At 59.9% G+C, this 16,101-nt stretch carries 15 protein-coding genes; 5 read left to right on the forward strand and 10 right to left on the reverse strand.

Features of this window, described 5'->3' with window-relative positions:
* Positions 1–17: 17 nt before the first annotated feature.
* Positions 18–1,043, reverse strand: coding sequence for an aldo/keto reductase (locus HYPDE_RS16415; protein ID WP_015599653.1), 1,026 nt, complete (start codon positions 1,041–1,043; stop codon positions 18–20).
* Between the two features lie 344 nt (positions 1,044–1,387).
* Here HYPDE_RS16415 and HYPDE_RS19425 point away from each other — a divergent pair, with 344 nt between their 5' ends.
* The 3 genes from HYPDE_RS19425 to HYPDE_RS16430 all read left to right on the forward strand — a co-directional run bounded on the left by HYPDE_RS19425 (position 1,388) and on the right by HYPDE_RS16430 (position 5,904).
* Entirely contained in the window at positions 1,388–1,969 is a 582-nt protein-coding gene (locus tag HYPDE_RS19425; RefSeq protein WP_015599654.1) for a hypothetical protein, read from the forward strand.
* Positions 1,970–2,298: 329 nt separating this feature from the next.
* Entirely contained in the window at positions 2,299–4,977 is a 2,679-nt protein-coding gene (locus HYPDE_RS16425; protein ID WP_015599655.1) for a DNA translocase FtsK, read from the forward strand.
* A gap of 171 nt (positions 4,978–5,148) precedes the next feature.
* Positions 5,149–5,904, forward strand: a complete 756-nt coding sequence (locus HYPDE_RS16430; RefSeq protein WP_041321450.1) for a LolA family protein — start codon at positions 5,149–5,151, stop codon at positions 5,902–5,904.
* A 329-nt stretch (positions 5,905–6,233) separates the two neighbouring features.
* Here HYPDE_RS16430 and HYPDE_RS16435 read toward each other — a convergent pair whose 3' ends face one another.
* Both HYPDE_RS16435 and HYPDE_RS16440 read right to left on the reverse strand, forming a co-directional pair.
* Positions 6,234–6,758, reverse strand: coding sequence for a cyclic nucleotide-binding domain-containing protein (locus tag HYPDE_RS16435; protein WP_015599657.1), 525 nt, complete (start codon positions 6,756–6,758; stop codon positions 6,234–6,236).
* Positions 6,759–6,940: 182 nt separating this feature from the next.
* On the reverse strand, positions 6,941–7,627 hold the full coding sequence (locus HYPDE_RS16440) for a response regulator transcription factor (RefSeq protein ID WP_015599658.1): 687 nt from the start codon (positions 7,625–7,627) through the stop codon (positions 6,941–6,943).
* A gap of 113 nt (positions 7,628–7,740) precedes the next feature.
* Between HYPDE_RS16440 and HYPDE_RS16445 the strand changes: the two genes are divergently transcribed.
* On the forward strand, positions 7,741–8,295 hold the full coding sequence (locus tag HYPDE_RS16445) for a L,D-transpeptidase family protein (protein WP_015599659.1): 555 nt from the start codon (positions 7,741–7,743) through the stop codon (positions 8,293–8,295).
* 130 nt (positions 8,296–8,425) lie between these two features.
* Here the strand turns inward: HYPDE_RS16445 and HYPDE_RS16450 are convergent, their stop codons facing one another.
* From HYPDE_RS16450 to tesB, 3 genes are all read right to left on the reverse strand, one after another.
* Complete coding sequence (locus HYPDE_RS16450) at positions 8,426–9,910, reverse strand: ammonium transporter (protein ID WP_015599660.1); 1,485 nt, start codon at positions 9,908–9,910, stop codon at positions 8,426–8,428.
* 50 nt (positions 9,911–9,960) lie between these two features.
* Positions 9,961–10,299, reverse strand: coding sequence for a P-II family nitrogen regulator (locus HYPDE_RS16455; protein WP_015599661.1), 339 nt, complete (start codon positions 10,297–10,299; stop codon positions 9,961–9,963).
* A 217-nt stretch (positions 10,300–10,516) separates the two neighbouring features.
* Positions 10,517–11,413 carry an acyl-CoA thioesterase II gene (gene tesB, locus HYPDE_RS16460; RefSeq protein ID WP_041320594.1) on the reverse strand — a complete coding sequence of 299 codons (897 nt, stop codon included), beginning with the start codon at positions 11,411–11,413 and terminating at the stop codon, positions 10,517–10,519.
* A gap of 114 nt (positions 11,414–11,527) precedes the next feature.
* On the opposite strand from tesB, the gene HYPDE_RS16465 reads away from it, so the two are divergent.
* Positions 11,528–12,772: an FAD-dependent monooxygenase gene (locus HYPDE_RS16465; RefSeq protein WP_015599663.1), complete on the forward strand. Its 1,245-nt coding sequence runs from the start codon at positions 11,528–11,530 to the stop codon at positions 12,770–12,772.
* A 1-nt stretch (position 12,773) separates the two neighbouring features.
* Here the strand turns inward: HYPDE_RS16465 and rimM are convergent, their stop codons facing one another.
* The 4 genes from rimM to ffh all read right to left on the reverse strand — a co-directional run bounded on the left by rimM (position 12,774) and on the right by ffh (position 15,843).
* Positions 12,774–13,331 (reverse strand): ribosome maturation factor RimM, encoded by a 558-nt coding sequence (rimM, locus tag HYPDE_RS16470; protein WP_015599664.1) that lies wholly within the window; start codon positions 13,329–13,331, stop codon positions 12,774–12,776.
* 26 nt (positions 13,332–13,357) lie between these two features.
* Positions 13,358–13,717 carry a hypothetical protein gene (locus HYPDE_RS16475; RefSeq protein WP_015599665.1) on the reverse strand — a complete coding sequence of 120 codons (360 nt, stop codon included), beginning with the start codon at positions 13,715–13,717 and terminating at the stop codon, positions 13,358–13,360.
* Positions 13,718–13,850: 133 nt separating this feature from the next.
* On the reverse strand, positions 13,851–14,219 hold the full coding sequence (gene rpsP / locus HYPDE_RS16480) for a 30S ribosomal protein S16 (protein ID WP_015599666.1): 369 nt from the start codon (positions 14,217–14,219) through the stop codon (positions 13,851–13,853).
* A 43-nt stretch (positions 14,220–14,262) separates the two neighbouring features.
* Positions 14,263–15,843: a signal recognition particle protein gene (gene ffh, locus HYPDE_RS16485; protein WP_015599667.1), complete on the reverse strand. Its 1,581-nt coding sequence runs from the start codon at positions 15,841–15,843 to the stop codon at positions 14,263–14,265.
* Positions 15,844–16,101: the final 258 nt, after the last annotated feature.

Consider the following 16,101-nt stretch of genomic DNA (forward strand, 5'->3'; position numbering starts at 1 on the left):
TGATTTTTTAGCTCGTCTTAGACTGGCGACGGGTTGCGTTCGCCGAAGCCGGACTGATGCCAATAGGGGTAGGGTTTTGTCGTTTTGCTGGCGGCGTCGAGCTTCGCGATTTGCTCCGGCGTCAGATGCCAGCCGATGGCGCCTAGATTATCCTTGAGCTGTTTTTCGTCACGCGTGCCGATGATGACGCTTGAGACCGTCGGGCGATGGAACAACCAGTTGAGTGCGATCTGGGGCACGGATTTGCCGGTCTCTTTCGCGATATCATCGAGTGCATCGACGACGCGGAAAAGACGCTCGTTATCAACGGGTGGTCCTTTGTCGGCGGTCTTGTGAAGGCGGCTCGTTTCGGGCAGCGGCTGACCGCGGCGGATCTTACCGGTCAAACGCCCCCAGCCGAGGGGACTCCAGATCAGCGCGCCGACGCCTTGATCCAGTCCGAGCGGCATCAGTTCCCATTCATAGTCGCGGCCGATCAGCGAATAATATGTCTGGTTGGCGACATAGCGCGGATAGCCGTAGCGCTCTGCGACGGCGAGGGATTTCATCAGGTGCCAGCCGGAGAAGTTCGAAACGCCGACGTAGCGGATCTTTCCCGCACGCACCAACTGGTCCAGAGTGGAGAGCACTTCCTCGGGCGGCGTCATGGCGTCGAAGCCGTGGAGCTGAAAAATGTCGATGTGATCCGTCTGCAAGCGCTTCAACGCGTCGTCGCATGATCTAAGGAGATGGAATCGCGACGAGCCGACATCGTTGGGGTCGCTGCCGAAACGGAATGTTGCCTTCGTGGAGATCAGAGCCCTGTCGCGGCGGCCCTTCAACGCTTCGCCTAGAATTTCTTCAGAGGCGCCATTCGAATAGACATCGGCCGTGTCGAACATCGTGATGCCCGCGTCGAGACAGACGTCAACCATACGGCGTGCTGCCGCGATATCGGTTGATCCCCAGGCCCGGAAGAACTCGCTCGTACCTCCGAACGTTGCCGCACCGAGAGAAATAAGTGGAACATTCAATCCGGATGCGCCGAGCCGCCGATATTCCATTAAGGTTCCTCGAAAAACTGAAATGGCTGATTTCGCGGCACGCGAATGCGGAACATCGCCACACCATCTTTGATCAAATAGGCATGTGAATCAGAAACAAAAGCGATCACAGAATGGGCGATTCTGTTCGCAATCTTCACAATTTTTTCGCTTATTGGTAGCGATCGGATCATCTGTCTGCTGATTAATTTCCATTAAGCTGCGAAAAAACCGCGATAAATATCCTTACGCGTGCCAGTTGCACGCGCCGACGACGATATGTCGCGCGGCGAATCCTCTCTTGTTTCCTTCGCATTACACCGCTCGATGCGCGCCGTTTGTGAAGGCAAGTGAGGAGAGTAACCATGCGATTGAGCTTGTTCGCAATGGCGGCACTGCTGGCAATTGTTGTCGGTGTTCCGTCGGTCGAAGCTCATCCGTACAACGGCTACAAGAGTCATCGGATTGAGCGCACACATGCGAATTGGTCAGCGAAGAAACGGTATTCGAACCGTAGTTATTCGCAGCGGTGGGGCCACCGATACACAAGGAACGCATACCGCGGTTCGTACGGGAGGTACGCGCACCGCCGGCATTCCTACAGCAGATATGCCTATCGGCAGCGGGCGACCCGTCATTATGCCCAGCGGCACACGTCTAGCGGCCGCCGCTATGCGGCGCTCGGTGGTCGTCCGCGCGCCTGGTGCGGTTGGTGGATGCGTACCCAGCTTGGCGGTGGCCCGGAATACAACCTGGCAGCCAATTGGCGGCACTACGGTCGGGCCAGCGGTCCGCAGGTGGGTGCTGTGGTCGTCTGGCCGCATCACGTCGGCATGATCACGGGGCGAGCCGCAAACGGCCGCTGGATCGTGAAGTCCGGCAATGACGGCAACGCGGTGCGCGAGCGGCCGATGTCGGTCGCAGGCGCCGTCTTCCGTATGGGATAAACGACGACGCAAAACTCTTGGGCGGACCGCGCTGCCGAGTCCGCCCATACTCCAACGACACTCTTAGCCTACTCAGCACCTTCTTCGATCGGCACTTGCCGTTCTCGAAGCCCATCCATGGGCTCGATGTGAGCCTATTAGTGGCGAAGAAGAGTGACCGGTAACCTTATCGAAACCCCCAGGCGTCAAGGTTACCGAGGCGGCCTTTGGCATCGATCCGAGACTGACCCCGGCGTGCATGTGCGTAGCGGAGGCAAAGTCTTGCGACGATCCAAAAATCGCTCGAACGCACGATTTCCGTGCTGCGTCAAAGAAGTACGTTCGCTGAGATGTCGCTCGATACGAGAGGGATCGATCCTCGGAGACTGCTGCCGCAGTCGTTGGAGGACCGGCTTTTAGGCTGGCTGGGCCGCTTTGGCGGCGCCTTGCTGCTTGCGTCGACGCTTCTTGTCTGGGCGAGCCTTGCATCCTGGTCGGTGCTCGATCCGAGCCTCACCCATACGACAACCGTGCAAGCCCGGAACTTTGTCGGGCCCGTGGGCGCGATCATTTCCGACCTCTTGTTTCAGACGCTGGGGTTCGCGGCAGTGGTGGCGCTGATTGCGCCGTTCGTCTGGAGCATCGAATTGCTCCGTACCGAGCACGTCGTGAGCGGGCGCTCGAAGCTCGGCTTTTATCCAATTTCCATTCTGACCGTTGCCGGTTCCATCTCGGCGCTTCCTGTTTTCGAAGGCTGGCCGCTGCGACACGGTTACGGCGGGCTGCTCGGTGATTCTCTGCTGCATCTGGCAACCAAGGTCTTCAGCGTTCTCAATGATGAACGTGCGCCTGTTGCTGCGGGGCTCGTTCTTGCTGCGGCGGCAGTCCAGATGTCCGGCAAGGCAATCGGATTCGAAGCGGAAGCCATGGTTCGGGCGGCCTTCAAATCGTTTGGTGCCGCTTTCCGTCATGCCATGACGGAACCGCGCGGCGAGATCATCAGATCGGCGCCGGTACTTGCGGCGACGACTGCTACCGGCTTATGGGCACGACTTCGCGGATCCAAGGCCGACGATCAGCACGCTTATACATCGCTCGAAGCCTTTGGCACGCTTCAACCAGCGGAACCGAGCCTTGTCCATGCTGCCGATGATTTCGGTCGCTCGCAATGCGAACCCCACGATGGCGGTGCACGGCAGTTTGCTGCTCACACACTTGCGATGCCCATGGCGATGTCTGATCCGGAGCGCCTGGGTGCTGCGCTCGCTGCGCCGCGCGGTGTCGAGGAAGCTCCCGTCGATGACGCGGTCGATCCAATCTACGCCTTCGATGACAACATCGAAAATTCAAGCCGCGCGATTGCGGCGCGCTTTGCTCCGGCATCGAGCAAGGTTCGAGTAGCACCGCATTCTCCGTCGCCGCAGCCGACCGGCGCTGCGACTCCTCCGCCTTCCGAGGCTGCTTCGGCGCCGAAGCTCACGGGCGGCCTGCTTGGTGGCCTGCGAAACCGCGTGGCTCCGCAGTGGAAGCGTCCGTCGCTCAACGTCTTCAAGCGACCGTCGGCTGCGAAGCCGAGTCCAGAGCTGTCGCAAACGGTCATGCGCGGCAATGCGCGGTTATTGGAGGACGTGCTCGCCGACTTCGGCGTCAAGGGCGAGGTCAAAGACATTCGGCCGGGCCCTGTCGTGACGCTTTATGAATTCGAACCATCGCGCGGTACGAAGTCGTCGCGAGTCATCGGTTTGGCGGAGGATATTGCGCGTTCGATGAGTCTCGCGAGCGTGCGCGCCGCCGTCGTTCCGGGGCGCAACGCCATCGGACTCGAATTGCCGAACGCGCGACGCGAAACCGTTTTGCTGCGCGAAATTCTTGAAGCCGATTCGTTCAAATCGGATTCTCTGACGCTACCGATCGGGCTTGGCAAATCGATTGGCGGCGAACCCGTTGTCGCCGATCTCGCGCGCATGCCGCATCTTCTCGTTGCCGGTACGACGGGCTCGGGCAAATCGGTCGGCATCAATGCGATGGTGCTGTCGCTGCTTTACCGGCATTCGCCCGACGACTGCCGTTTGCTGATGATCGATCCGAAGATGCTGGAGCTTTCGGTTTATAACGGTATCCCGCATCTCCTGACGCCCGTCATTACCGACCCACATAAGGCGGTCGCCGCGTTGAATTGGGCCGTGCGCGAAATGGAAGAGCGCTACAAGCAGATGGCGGCTCTCTCGGTTCGTAACATTGACGTGTTCAACAATCGCGTGCGCAACGCCAAGAAGCGCGGCGAAATTCTGTCGCGGCGCGTACAGACGGGTTTCGACAAATCTGGGCAAGCTCGTTTCGAGACGCAGAAAATGGATCTCGAACCGCTGCCGCGTATCGTTCTGATTGTCGACGAGTTCGCCGATCTGATGATCGTTGCGGGCAAAGAAGTCGAGGCGTCGGTTCAGCGTCTCGCACAGATGGCGCGCGCGGCGGGCATCCATCTGATCATGGCAACGCAACGCCCATCCGTTGACATCATCACCGGCACCATCAAGGCCAATTTCCCGACGCGGGTTTCGTTCAAAGTCACGTCGAAAATCGACAGCCGCACGATCTTGAACGAGCAGGGCGCTGAACAGCTTCTTGGCCAGGGCGACATGCTCTATTCGACGGGCGCGGGGCAATGCGTGCGCGTGCACGGCGCCTACGTATCGGACGAGGAAGTCGTCGCGTTCGCCGACGTGTTGAGGCAAGAAGGCGCTCCAAAATATATCGAAGGCATCACGGACGTGCCTCCGCCATCAGAGCCCGCGCACGGCGGCTCGGGGACCGGGGAAGAAGATCTTTATGATCGCGCCGTGGCTATCGTCATGCGCGACGGCAAAGCCTCGACGAGCTACATCCAGCGCCGTCTTTCGATCGGTTACAACCGCGCTGCGGATCTGATCGAGCGCATGGAGCGGGAGGGACTGATTTCCGCTGCGAACGGCGTCGGCAAACGCGAAATTCTGATGCCACGCGGGAGTGGCGCAGATGCCGCTGCATAACATCTGAGCATAACTCATTCTCCCCAGTGCTATCTCGGGCGCTTGCGATCCCCACGGCGTGCGCTTTACCCATAAGCTGGAGCGATTCGCCAAGTTCTGGACGCAATCTTTGTTGAAACGAGTAATCTGCGAATGGAGCCGTGGGGCTTCGGGGCCTTGGGGGGCCGCGCGATGGGGAGACATATGAGGGATTTCCAGCGCCTCTTGGCGGCTGCAGCAGCTTTCATGGTTGCGTTTGGAAGTCAGGCGTTCGGCCAGGATGCGGACGGTCCGACCGACATGATTGCAAATCCGATTGCCACGAAGAGTGACCCGTCTGTCAAAGGCTGGACTGGGCAAGTCGAGCCGGCGAAAAACGATGGCTCCGTCGTGCTGGATGCCGAGCAAACAAAGCTTGTGAAGCAGGTCAGCGACTATTTTGGAGCGGTCCAGGGTTTGAAGGGCGCGTTTGTCCAAATCGATCCCGACAACAAGCGCATGAAGGGCAAGTTTTTTGTCAAACGGCCCGGCCGTTTCCGTTTCGACTATGCGCTGCCTTCTAAGCAGATCATCGTTTCGGACGGTGAAAACCTCGCCATCCAAGATCTCGACTTGAACAATGAGGACCGTGTGTCGCTCGATCAGACGCCGTTCCGCATGTTGCTGCGCAAGGACGTCGATCTCCTGCGGGACGCAAAGATCACGGAAGTCCAGCAGGCCGACGATCTGATCGTGCTGGGGCTTGAGGACAAGGATCCCGACGCGCCGGGGAAGATCAAGCTCTACCTGGCGACCAAGCCGAGCATGGAATTGAAAGAATGGGTGACCACCGACGCGCAGGGGCTGAACACGCGTGTCGAGCTCTCGGGACTTGAAAAAAGCGACGACCTAGATAGTAATTTGTTTAAAATTCAAGCACTTGGACCGCATCGTACGACGCCGAATTGACGATTTCCGTGGTGAATCAGTGTGTTGCGTATTTGCCCCGAGGCAATGCGCAACCTGTGGATATTGTTAGCCGCCACTTCACATTTTCGTGAAGGGCTTGCGCGGCCTCTATTGAATTTTCAGGCTTTGCGCTTAACTTACAGACATGCAGGTGGCGTCACCCTGTATTCGGTAGTGCCCCCCGTCTAGCCGAAGACGCCGCCTCTGGTATCGGTTTCCCTCCCGGTACCGAGCGCGTAAAGCGCATCGCGCCCAGTCCCTCCCCCCGGGACTGGGCGCACTCTTTTCTGGCCCATCCCATGGTCCGGGATTTTTGAGAGCGGGCGCATTCATGGCACAGCGCGCGCGCCTCCGCTTTGCTTAAAAGCAAGTCGCGAATTTAATGCTTTCGTAGCGGTCACGGAGCCTGACAGCAATGAATCGACGGCGAGCAAGTCGTCGGCTAGCGTGTGCAGGCGCTTCAGAATAAGCGACGAAAAGTGCGCCGCCATATCGACATCCTGCTGCATCAACTCGTGCATCCTCTCACGAGCGATTTTCAATGCTTTGACTTGATCTCGTGCAACGATTGTTGTCGGATGGATGACTTCGATCAGCATTGCGAGTTCTGCAACCAGCGATCCTTCGGGCAGAAATTCGTCGCGGGTTTTCTTCCGATCGACGGCGCGTCGAACGCAAGTTCCGGAGACGATCAGAATTGCAGCGTCGGCCGATTGACCCTCTGCTGCGATGACATCCCCGTTACGATAGACGATGCGTTCCGCATGGCGGGCGATTTCGCTGATCTGCAGCGGCTTGAGATCGCGAAAGAGCGGTAACGACAAAAACGGTCTGACGAGGGCGTCGATGGCCATCGGTCCAATTCGCAAGATAAACAGTTCATAACGGGACCGATATGCGACGCGCCCATGCCGCCGGTGCAGGCAGCAACACCTTCTAATACACGAGTCTCGCTATCACTGAACATCGATACGCAAGCCAACAGGCATGTGCCTGTGGATGGGTGGAACGATGCAACGGAGCGCTGTTTCTTGTTTTAAGGCGCCAGTTTGTAGCCGCCGCTTTCGGTGATCAAAAGCTCGGCGTTTGACGGGTCTTTTTCGATTTTCTGACGCAACCTGTAGATGTGCGTTTCAAGCGTGTGAGTCGTAACGCCGGCGTTGTAGCCCCAGACTTCGTGAAGAAGCACATCGCGCGAAACGACCTTGTCGCCCGAGCGATAGAGGTATTTGAGAATCGATGTTTCTTTCTCGGTCAGACGAATCTTGCTTCCCGACTGGTCGATCAAAAGTTTGGATGCCGGCTTGAACGTGTACGGGCCGATCGCGAAGACGGCATCCTCGCTTTGCTCGTGCTGGCGGAGCTGCGCGCGAATTCGTGCCAGAAGCACTGCGAATTTGAATGGTTTCAAAACGTAGTCGTTGGCGCCCGCATCAAGCCCCAGGATCTGATCGGCATCTGATGTATTTCCGGTCAGCATCACGATGGGTGTCTTGTAGCCGGACTTGCGCAAGAGCTTCACGGCCTCGCGACCATCCATGTCGGGCAATCCCACATCGAAGACCACCAGATCGAAACGTCCGTTTCGTGCGGCCTCCATGCCCTTGCTCGCGGTGCCGGCTTCATAGACCTCGAATTCGTCGTGCAGCACGAGCTGATCTTTTAAGGATGTACGCAAATCATCATCGTCATCGACGAGGAGGACCTTTCGGGCCGTGCTCATGGAGAATGGCTCCAGCATGATTGGACAGCATAAGAGGCGCAGAAGACTAGCATCGCGCGCTGGGGCAACATAGGCTTTGGTGGCAAACAGACAAGAGGAATGGGTGGTTCCCCATGTTGCCAGCAGCGCCGATACAACGACGTCGGTCGTCGGCAAAGCTCGTTGTCCGGGCATTGAACGCCGCGTCGCAACGGGGATACCTCGTGTTCGGGCCTTTTCGCGTACCGTGCGCGCTTGGGCGGGGCGGCGTCAAAGCGCTTAAGCGCGAAGGAGATATGGCAACGCCGCGGGGAAGGTTTCGCCTACGCGGCGTTGTCTATAATTCAGATAGAGGCACTCGCCCAAGGACGGCGCTCATGCTGCGCCGGCTCCGCAGAACCGACGGCTGGTGTGACACTCCGTCCGATCGAAATTACAATCGGTTCGTCTCGCTCCCTTATCCGAAAAGCGCGGAACGCCTTTGGCGCGAGGATGCCGTGTACGATATCATTATCGTACTCGGCTACAATGACGTGCCGCGCATCAGAAATCGCGGCAGCGCTATCTTCATACATCTTGCGCGACCGGGCTTTCTCCCGACAGAGGGATGTGTCGCGTTACGCGGCGGCGATTTACTGCGCGTGCTTCAAGCTGCAACGCGCCGGAGCGAAATCATCATCGAAATTTGAGGGCGCCATAAAAAGGCCCGGCAGCAGGTCTGTGCCGGGCCAAGTTGAGCACGTCCGGGTGGAGACTCGTGCTCGGGAGACGGTGGGTGAATCACTCGCAGCTCGCCCGAGCCGCGAGTGATCTTGGTCCTCAGTAGTGGTAAGCGCTTTCACCGTGATCGGTGATGTCGAGTCCTTCGCGCTCTCGGTCTTCCGACGGACGGAGGCCGACGACGATGTCAACCAGCTTGAAGAGGATCGCCGAACCGATGCCGCTCCACACGAGGGTCATGCACACCGCCTTGAACTGCGCCAGCATCTGCGCCGCCATGTCGTAAGTGCCAGCAACCATTTCGCCAGGCTTCGATACGTAATCGGCAATGCCGGCGCCACCCCAGTCGGGGTTGACCAGCAGACCGGTTGCCAGCGCGCCGACGATGCCGCCGATGCAGTGGACGCCGAAGACGTCCAAGCTGTCGTCATAGCCGAGAGCACCTTTGATCGCCGAGCAGAAGAGGAAACAGATCGGGCTGACGACCAAGCCGAGCACGATCGATCCCATCACGCCGGAAAAACCGCAGGCCGGTGTGATCGCGACAAGACCCGCCACAACGCCCGAGGCGAGGCCGAGGGCCGAGGGTTTACCCTTAGAGATCCATTCGACGATCATCCAGGACAGAGCCGCAGCTGCGGTTGCGATGAAGGTGTTGATGAACACTTGCCCCGCAAACTGGTTCGCCTCAAGGCCCGAACCGACGTTGAAGCCGAACCAACCGACCCACAGAAGGGCAGCACCGATCATGCAGTTGACCAGCGAGTGCGGCGGCATCGCCTCTTTTCCGTAGCCGATGCGCTTGCCGAGAATCAGCGCACCTACCAAGCCCGCGATACCGGCATTGATGTGCACGACGGTGCCGCCGGCGAAGTCAAGCGCGCCCCATTTGAAGGAAATGCCAGCGTCGTTCATGACGGCGTCGAAGGCAGCTTGCGCCTGGGCCTTCGTGTCGGAAGTTGCCGCGGCGAGGGCCTTTGCGGCGTTTCCGAAAGCATCCGGGCCACCCCAGTACCAGACCATGTGCGCAATCGGGAAATAGATGAAGGTCACCCAAAGCGCCATGAACAGAAGCATGGCGGAGAATTTCAAGCGCTCGGCAACGGCACCGAGGATCAGGGCTGGCGTAATGCAGGCGAAGGTCATCTGGAAGACGATGTAGACGTATTCCGGAATGTAGACGCCATTGGAGAATGTTCCGGCGACGCTATTCGCATTCACGCCCCGCAAAAAGGCTTTCGAGAAGCCGCCGACGAAATCATTGAGCGCGCCGCCGTTCGTGAAGGCCAATGAGTAGCCGTAGAACACCCAGATGAGCGCGACGAGGCAGAGCGTCGCGAGAACCTGCATGAACATCGACAGCATGTTCTTGGTTCGCACGAGTCCGCCGTAGAAAAGCGCCAGACCGGGAACGGTCATCAGCAGCACGAGGATGGACGCGATATACATGAATGCCGTGTCCGCCTTATTCGGCACGGGCGGCGTTGGAGCCGCGGTCTGGGCGAGTGCCGGATCGATAAGAAGCGCCGTCGCGCCGAGGGCTCCCAGGACCCCCGCGTACTGCGCTAAAGTTCGAAACTCCATGTTGTGTGCTCCCTGATTGAAGGAAAACGAAGTCGGGTTTGAAAATTCGCCTAGAGCGCGTCGTTGTCGGATTCGCCGGTACGGATGCGAACGGTGTGCTCGATGGAGGACACGAAGATTTTGCCGTCGCCGATTTGTCCGGTCTTGGCGGAGCGCTGGATGGCCGCGATGGCCTTGTCCACCTGGGCGGCGGGCACGACGACCTCGATCTTGATTTTTGGCAGGAAACTGACGGCGTACTCGGCGCCGCGGTAGATTTCGGTGTGGCCCTTCTGGCGCCCGTAGCCTTTGACTTCGGTCACCGTCATGCCCTCGAGACCAAGATCCGTTAAAGCCGAACGGACCTCCTCGAGCTTGAACGGCTTAATGACAGCAGTGATGAGCTTCATGGGTGCGCCCTCTCCTCTCCAACCGGATGTCTCGCGAGCCTGCTCGCCGCCACGCCGCGGCGAAGATGTCGAAAAGAGGAGTCAAGACGCGTGCCAATTTGGACGCTGGTGCTCAACGCATTGATTATTTGAGATAAAATTTGATCAGGCGCTTGCTGGACAACATCTGCGCTCGATCAATACGCATAAAATTTGTGCACTGAATAATGTTTGCCTACTATTTAATCTGAAAGGCGGTTTCTCGCGGCCGCATCAAGCCTTCCTGTACGGTCGACGCAACGAGGCGGCCTTGCCGATCGAAGATGGCGCCGCGACAGTAGCCTCGCGCACCGGAGGCACTCGGGCTGTCTTGGACGTAGAGCAGCCAGTCGTCGGCCCGGAACGGGCGATGGAACCACATCGCATGATCGAGGCTCGCGAGCTGGATGTCGCTGTCGAACAGGACCTTGCCGTGCGCGATCAGCGCCGTGTCGAGAAGCGTAAAGTCCGAGGCATAGGCGAGAATGGCTTGGTTGAGATGCGGGCTGTCCGGCAGCCTGCCGTTGGCACGCAGCCAGATTGCTTGGGCGGGCGTTTGCGGTTTGCGGCTCGCATAGCGCGAGGCATCGACGATGCGTACGTCGATCGGGTGCTCGCGGCGCCAGTAGGTGCGCATGTTTTCGGGCAAGTTGGCCATTACGCCGCTCATCAGCTCCTTGGCGCTCGGGAGCGATTCCGGCGGCGGCATGTCCGGCATCGTCGATTGGTGATCGTAGCCGTCTTCGGCCTTATGAAACGAGGCGCTCATCGAGAAAATGGCACGGCCATGCTGGATGGCGCGCACGCGCCGCGTCGTAAAACTCCCACCGTCGCGGATGCGCTCGACGTCGTAAATGATCTCCCGTTCGGGGTCGCCAGCGAGAAGAAAGTAGCCATGGAGCGAGTGGATCGGCCGCGCCGGATCGACGGTTAATGCGGCTGCGGCAAGCGACTGACCGAGCACGAGGCCGCCATAGACGCGCTGCCAGCCTTCGTTGGAGCGGGGGCCGCGGAATAGGTTGTCCTCCAGCGGCTCCGGTGTCAGCGTCGCGATCAAGTTCTCAAGAGCCGTGGGAGCCGCGGACATAGCTGTCATAGGGAGATTTCTCGGATCGTTTGCTAAAGGTGCAGACAGGCGCAGACAATCAGGCATCGGGCGGCCTAAGTTCTCACGCATAGCCTGAAAAGCAAGTTGGGGTAATGCCGCGCGATGAACGGCCGGAAAACAGCACAGAAATTCGATATCGCGGTCGCGGGCGGCAGCTTCGCCGGGCTCGCTTTTGTGCGGGGGCTGGTGCAGGCGCTGGGTCCGGACTTGCGCATCGCCATCATTGACCGGGCGGCTCCTCGTAGCGCTGTGCCGAACGATACCCGGGCGTTTGCGATTTGGGCCGGTGCCAAAGCTGTGCTTCAGAGCCTCGGCGTCTGGGAGGCCATTGCATCCGAAGCTCAGCCGATGACGTCGATCGAGATTTCGGATTCGGCTTTGTCCGATGGCATTAGGCCAACCCGTCTCACGTATGACGCGCTGACTGACGAGGGCGAACCTGCTGCCTACATGGTTCCTGCTGCGGTTTTAAGCGCGGCGCTCTTCAATTCGATTAAAGACGAACCGTCCGTGACTTGGATCGCGCCCGCGGAAGCTGAGAGTTTGACACTCGGCGAGCACGCGGCGGAAGTCGCGCTTCGCGATGGTTCGCTTATCAGCGCGTCACTCGTCGTTGCGGCCGACGGCAAGACATCGAAACTCCGCGATGCGGCCGGGATCAAGACGCTTCGGCGCTCCTATGATCAGACTGGTATTGTAACGACGGTCAAGTTCAGCGAACCGCATAACGGCGTCGCGATTCAACACTTCCTGCCCGGTGGGCCGTTTGCGATCCTGCCTCTCAAGGGCAATCGCGCATGCATCACGTGGAGTGCGGCGCGCGAAGAAGCGGCGCGCGTCATGGCGCTCGATGACGATGGCTTTCTTGCGGAACTCGATCTCAGGATTGGCGGGCGTTTCGGGTCGATCGCTCTCGATGGTCCGCGGCAGTCGTGGCCGCTCGATATCGTCATTCCGCGCGAGCTGGTCGCGTCCCGTTTCGCGTTGATCGGCGATGCGGCGCATGGCGTTCATCCGATCGCGGGGCAAGGCGTCAATCTCGCTTTTCGTGATGCGGCGGCTCTTATCGAGGTGATCGCCGATGCCGCGCGGCTTGGGCTCGATATCGGCGCTGGACCGCATCTCGAAATCTATCAGCGCTGGCGGCGGTTCGATTCGCTCATGTCGGCTTCGGTCTACGACGGGCTCAATCGTGTCTTTGGCGTTGACGACATCGTGATTCGGGCGGGCCGGGGTGCTGCGCTCGGAGCGCTCGATCACGTCGCGAGCGTCAAGAAGTTGATCCTTGCCGAGGCCGCCGGGCTGACGGGTGAGCTTCCGAAGCTCGCACGCGGTCAGCCAGTTTAACTCAGTCCCGATCCGGTTCGCCGGGCTCGGCGTCCTCGTTTTCATCGCCCGTCGAGGGTGGCCGTTTGATGATGACGGTGCGTGTCATGAGGTCGATCTGCGGCACCCATTGATCCTCAAAGGGAATGAATTCGCTCGAACCTGCAAGCGGCTTCAATTCGAGAAGATCGCCGGCGCCGAAGTTTTGAACGGAAACGATCTCGCCCAAATGCGCGCCGTCTTCGGCGAGAGCTTCGAGGCCGATCAGATCGGCGTGGTAGAATTCGGACGTGTCCGTTTCCGGCAACCGGGTGCGTGCAACGAAGAGCTTCGTGCCGCGCAAAGCCTCTGCGGTTGTCCGATCCGAAATTCCTGCGATGCGCGCGACCACGCCTTTGTCCGTTACGCGAACGACGGTGAGCGAGAATGCGCGTGCCCCCGTCGCGTCGGTCAGCGGCCCATAGCCCGCGATTGCTTCGGGCGTTGCCGTATAGGTCCGCACTAGGATGTCACCGCGAATGCCGTGCACGCCGGAGATTTCGCCGAGCAACACACGGCGGGTCTGTTCGTCTTTTGCCATCGGGTTCTGATGCCGCGCCTGGGCCGTTACGGCAAGGGGCCGAGATACGTTATCTTCACAGCGACGGTCTTGCGTCCGATGAGAATTTTGGTGTGCTGGCTTCGCGCCGTTGGGTCGATCTCGCCGGAGATCGAAACGATGCTCTGCATATCCACGGTCGTTCCGCAGCGAGGCTTCACTCTCGGCGGCGTCTCGTAGATTGCGTCGAGGAACCCTTTTCGGACGGTGTGCTTGGCATAAAGGCGAAGCCGCCCCTTGTAGATCCGTCCGCGGGCGTCTGCTCCGAACAGACGGCCGGATCGACAAACCAGGAGCGCGTGGCCCTCCGAACCGATCGGTTGCCTCTGCCGGTGTAAAACGATCTCGTAGAGTCCGTCCGCGTACATGGCCCTTACGGATTTGTATCATTTCAAATACAGCTTTTGGTCGGGTCCAAATCTCGGGCCAGTGAGATCGGCAACACAAAGCCTCCCGAGCAGATGCGCGGAAGGCTTTGGAAATTGGCTTGACGTTAATGGTTTAAGCGGCGTCGCCCTGCGCGCCCTCTGCAGCCTTCGCCTTTTCGGCGGCCGCGGCGGCGCGTTCCTGGGCCTTCTTCTTCGGCTTGGCCTTTTCCGGATTGTTGGATGGTGTCCGCTTGGCGAGGCCCTTCGCGTCAAGCAAGCGCAGCACGCGATCCGTCGGCTGAGCGCCGACACCGAGCCAATGCTTCACGCGCTCGTCGTTGAGCTTCACGCGGTTCGGGTCATCCTTCTTCAGCATCGGATCGAACGTGCCGATCTGCTCGATGTAGCGGCCGTCACGCGGGCTCACGCTATGGGCGACAACCACGTAATAGTAGGGCCGCTTCTTGGCGCCGCCGCGCGAGAGGCGAATCTTTACCGACATGTTTCCGTTCTCCTATGCGTTCGAAAAAGTGTGTTTTGAGAAGTCATCGTTTCTTTCCGGGGAGCCCCGGGAATTTCGGCATTCCACCACCCAAACCCGGCAGACCTTTCGGAAGACCGCCGCCAAGGCCCGGTAGACCTCGACCGAGACCGGGCAAGGAGCTGCCGGAAACGCCGGCCGTGCCCTTGGCGATCTGCTCTTTGAGATCGGCCGGAAGCTGTTCGAGTGCTTTCGGGTCGAGCTTTGCGAGTTCTGCTTGCATGGATTGGAGTTCGGCTTCGGACGGACCACCGCCCGTGCGGCCAAGAAATTTGTTCAGCATGCCGCCGTTGCGGCCCATCGTCTTCATCATATCCGCCATCTGGCGGTGCATCTTCAGAAGCTTGTTGATGTCCTCGACCTTGGTGCCCGAACCCGAGGCGATACGGCGTTTGCGCTTGGCGTCGAGCACCTTCGGATTGCGGCGCTCCTTCGGCGTCATCGACGAGATAATGGCGCGCTGATGCGCGAGGCTTTTATCGAGGCCGGCCTCGTTGATCTGGCCCTTGATCTTGGCGACACCCGGCAACATGCCGAGCACACCGCCCATGCCGCCGAGCTTCTGCATCTGCTTCAATTGTTCGGAGAGATCTTCGAGGTCGAACGACCCCTTCTTCATCTTCTCCGCGATCTTCGTCGCCTTCTCGACGTCGATCGTCTGCGCGGCCTTCTCGACGAGCGAGACGACGTCGCCCATGCCGAGAATTCGGGAGGCAATGCGGCCCGGATGGAAGTCTTCGAGCGCGTCCCACTTTTCGCCGACGCCGATGAGCTTGATCGGTTTGCCGGTGACGGCGCGCATCGACAGTGCGGCGCCGCCACGGCCGTCGCCGTCGGCGCGTGTCAGCACGATGCCGGTGACGCCGATGCGGCCATCGAAGGCTTTCGCCGTGTTGACGGCGTCCTGGCCAGTCAGGGAGTCGGCGACAAGCAAAGTTTCATGCGGATGGATCGCGGCTTTGACGTCGCGGACTTCGTCCATCAGCTCTTCGTCGACGGTGACGCGGCCGGCGGTGTCGTAGATGATGACGTCGTAGCCGCCGAGCTTTGCTGCATCTTCGGCGCGACGCGCGATCTGCAGCGGCGTCTGTCCGGCAATGATGGGGAGGGTTGCGACGTTCGTCTGCTCGCCCAGCACGCGGAGCTGTTCTTGTGCGGCGGGTCGGCGCGTGTCGAGCGACGCCATCAAAACTTTCTTGCGATCGCGATTCGTCAGGCGATAGGCGATCTTGGCGGTCGTCGTCGTCTTACCGGAGCCTTGCAGGCCGACCATCAGGATGCCGACCGGCGGCGCCGCGTGCAGGTCGATCGGCTGGGCGTCGGAGCCGAGCATCGCGACGAGTTCGTCGTTGACGATCTTGACGACCATCTGGCCGGGCGTAACGGAGCGCAGCACCTCTGCGCCGACGGCTTTCGTCTTCACCTTCTCGGTGAAGTCCTTGACGACATCGAGTGCAACATCAGCCTCGAGAAGGGCGCGGCGAACCTCGCGCATCGCCTCGACGACGTCACTCTCGGTCAGAGCGCCGCGGCGGGTGAGCTTGTCGAGGACGCCGGAAAGGCGATCTGAGAGCGATTGAAACATTCAGCCTTGTTTGCCGTTCTTCCTACTACTCGACGTGATGTGGGAACGCCCGCGCAAAGCACAAACGCACCCGGGAGCGCAACGCGCTGCCGGGTGTTAACCCCCCTGCCTCCCGGAGTTACCCATGTGCAGGGCGGCGGCTCTGAGGTCAGGGCCGTCGGAATGGCGGGTGTATGGGGGAAGGTGCTGCTAAAGTCAACCTGGAAGCCCATATCCTGTCTCGGACGCCAACGCTGCCCGTAAGAATGGCGGGTGGTG

This window comes from Hyphomicrobium denitrificans 1NES1 (assembly GCF_000230975.2).
Classification (GTDB): Bacteria; Pseudomonadota; Alphaproteobacteria; order Rhizobiales; family Hyphomicrobiaceae; genus Hyphomicrobium_B; species Hyphomicrobium_B denitrificans_A.

Coding starts and splice junctions, on each gene's coding strand:
- HYPDE_RS19425 (WP_015599654.1), top strand. CDS start 1,388: ATGCGATTGAGCTTGTTCGCAATGGCGGCACTGCTGGCAATTGTTGTC.
- HYPDE_RS16455 (WP_015599661.1), bottom strand. CDS start 10,299: ATGAAGCTCATCACTGCTGTCATTAAGCCGTTCAAGCTCGAGGAGGTC.
- tesB (WP_041320594.1), bottom strand. CDS start 11,413: ATGACAGCTATGTCCGCGGCTCCCACGGCTCTTGAGAACTTGATCGCG.
- HYPDE_RS16425 (WP_015599655.1), top strand. CDS start 2,299: ATGTCGCTCGATACGAGAGGGATCGATCCTCGGAGACTGCTGCCGCAG.
- HYPDE_RS16430 (WP_041321450.1), top strand. CDS start 5,149: ATGGGGAGACATATGAGGGATTTCCAGCGCCTCTTGGCGGCTGCAGCA.
- rimM (WP_015599664.1), bottom strand. CDS start 13,331: ATGGCAAAAGACGAACAGACCCGCCGTGTGTTGCTCGGCGAAATCTCC.
- HYPDE_RS16445 (WP_015599659.1), top strand. CDS start 7,741: ATGTTGCCAGCAGCGCCGATACAACGACGTCGGTCGTCGGCAAAGCTC.
- HYPDE_RS16435 (WP_015599657.1), bottom strand. CDS start 6,758: ATGGCCATCGACGCCCTCGTCAGACCGTTTTTGTCGTTACCGCTCTTT.
- HYPDE_RS16465 (WP_015599663.1), top strand. CDS start 11,528: ATGAACGGCCGGAAAACAGCACAGAAATTCGATATCGCGGTCGCGGGC.
- HYPDE_RS16440 (WP_015599658.1), bottom strand. CDS start 7,627: ATGAGCACGGCCCGAAAGGTCCTCCTCGTCGATGACGATGATGATTTG.
- HYPDE_RS16415 (WP_015599653.1), bottom strand. CDS start 1,043: ATGGAATATCGGCGGCTCGGCGCATCCGGATTGAATGTTCCACTTATT.
- rpsP (WP_015599666.1), bottom strand. CDS start 14,219: ATGTCGGTAAAGATTCGCCTCTCGCGCGGCGGCGCCAAGAAGCGGCCC.
- HYPDE_RS16450 (WP_015599660.1), bottom strand. CDS start 9,910: ATGGAGTTTCGAACTTTAGCGCAGTACGCGGGGGTCCTGGGAGCCCTC.
- ffh (WP_015599667.1), bottom strand. CDS start 15,843: ATGTTTCAATCGCTCTCAGATCGCCTTTCCGGCGTCCTCGACAAGCTC.
- HYPDE_RS16475 (WP_015599665.1), bottom strand. CDS start 13,717: ATGTACGCGGACGGACTCTACGAGATCGTTTTACACCGGCAGAGGCAA.